The sequence below is a fragment of the Bartonella sp. MU37NMGALS genome, from assembly GCF_042194015.1.
In the GTDB taxonomy this organism is placed as follows: Bacteria; Pseudomonadota; Alphaproteobacteria; order Rhizobiales; family Rhizobiaceae; genus Bartonella; species Bartonella grahamii.
In genome coordinates this window covers 1-1,621 of the sequence record NZ_JBHIML010000074.1, presented here as the reverse complement: position 1 = coordinate 1,621, position 1,621 = coordinate 1, and the positions used below count along the sequence as shown (strand labels likewise).

Below are 1,621 nucleotides of genomic sequence, written 5' to 3'. Positions count from 1 at the left end.
CGACAAGAATTGGGACACGGGTTTTGCGTCGTCATTATGGATGTGATGTTGGAGCATTCCAAGACGCCAATGCTGATCCTGCGACGATGATGCAGCTTTATCAAGCAATTGTTGAAGCACTCGATGATCCAGAGTGTGGAGAGCCTGGGTTCTCGTTGCAGAGGATTGATCTGACAAAAGCAACGCGTGAAGGTACATTTCATTTTGTTTTAACGGGTGTTTTTTATCCCGATGGGCATTTGGGGGATTGGTCACACAAAGAGCCAATGAGCATCAATTTAGAGGTTGGTGATGACAGAGTTTGAACCTTTATCCATTCTACAATTTCCTTGGCCACAAATTCCCCCTCCACAACTCCCTCTCCCACAAATTATTGAAGAGCTTTCTGTTGAAGCCATTTTAGAGCAAAAGATCACGCGTTTGACTGAGCTTTTTGCAGCGCATCATATTCCTTATAATGTAGAAAAGACGGCTTATGATCCGGTTGTCATTCAATTGCAAGCGGCGGCTTATGAAGAGTTGCTTTTGCGCCAGCGAATTAATGAAGTGGCGCGAGATAATTTACTCACATTTGCCCGTGGAACAAGTTTAGATCATTTGGGGGATTTTCATGGGGTCACGCGCCTTTTGGATGAAGATGATGAGCGGTTTCGCCGCCGCATTCGTTTGAATAGACAAGGGCATTCCACAGGGGGCACAGCGCCACGTTACCAATATTTTGCCCTCTCAAGCGATATCCATGTCAAAGATGCTTTTGTTTATCGTGAGGGTAAAAGTCCGCTTATTCATGTTGCGCTTTTTAGTGACGCTCCTTCAGGGGTGGCTGATGAGGCTTTAATTGCCAAGGTACAAACAGCCCTTGATGCCCCCCATGTTAAAATGACCAATGACCACATCTTTGTGAAAAGCGCGGTACAGCGGATGATCAATGTTTCTGCTGATTTTTGGTTGTTACCGGATGAAGGCTCCTTTGTTTTGGAAAGAGCGGAGCAGAATTTAAGAGCAGAATGGGCGCGTGCGCAAAGGCTTGGGCGTGATTTGTCTTTAAGTTGGATACTAAGCCGCTTGATGGTTGAAGGCGTTCACCATGTAAACATAACGCAACCTTGTGAGGATATTTTGGTCGCACCTGATGAAGCGGTCGCACTAGGGGATATTGTTTTGTCTGAACGGGGGCGTGCTTATTGATGCTTTCCTCACTTTTGCCCCCGAATTCTAGCTTGTTTGAACGTTGTTTTGCAGAAGCAATGGCTCTTGACCCTCACGTTAAAACCGCACTCGAAGAAATACCCCGCGCGAAATTTATTACGCGTCCGCCTTCTTGGTTGCCCTTTTTAATAGACGAATATGGCTTACAAGAATTAAACCCTTATTTCTCTAACCTCTATGATTTGATTGATCAGGGTCTTGCATGGCAAAATATTCGCGGCTCCCTTGCGGCAATAGAGATGGGGCTTGAATGGCTAGGGATTTCGGCACGCTTTCAACCCGCCTGGACGGGGCGGGTATGGTGGAATTCCTTTCAACTTGATTTTGTTCAGTTGCCTGAACGCAAAAGCCTTGAAGTCATTGAAGCGATTACCGACCTTTCCAAAAGTTTGCGCTCTGATTTTCGCCGTGG

Annotated in this window: 3 protein-coding genes; all 3 read left to right on the top strand. The window is 46.2% G+C overall.

Going from position 1 to position 1,621, the window contains the following annotated elements:
- Positions 1-305, top strand: a 305-nt coding sequence (locus tag ACFIJP_RS09070) for a baseplate assembly protein (RefSeq protein WP_375627081.1), incomplete at its 5' end; no start/stop codon positions are given.
- Positions 292-1,188: a baseplate J/gp47 family protein gene (locus tag ACFIJP_RS09065; RefSeq protein WP_375627079.1), complete on the top strand. Its 897-nt coding sequence runs from the start codon at positions 292-294 to the stop codon at positions 1,186-1,188. The genes ACFIJP_RS09070 and ACFIJP_RS09065, both read left to right, overlap by 14 nt.
- Positions 1,188-1,621, top strand: a 434-nt coding sequence (locus ACFIJP_RS09060) for a phage tail protein (protein WP_375627077.1), incomplete at its 3' end; no start/stop codon positions are given. The genes ACFIJP_RS09065 and ACFIJP_RS09060, both read left to right, overlap by 1 nt.

Bases quoted from the DNA above. Each gene is read 5' to 3' on its own strand.
- ACFIJP_RS09065 (WP_375627079.1), top strand. From the start codon at position 292: ATGACAGAGTTTGAACCTTTATCCATTCTACAATTTCCTTGGCCACAA.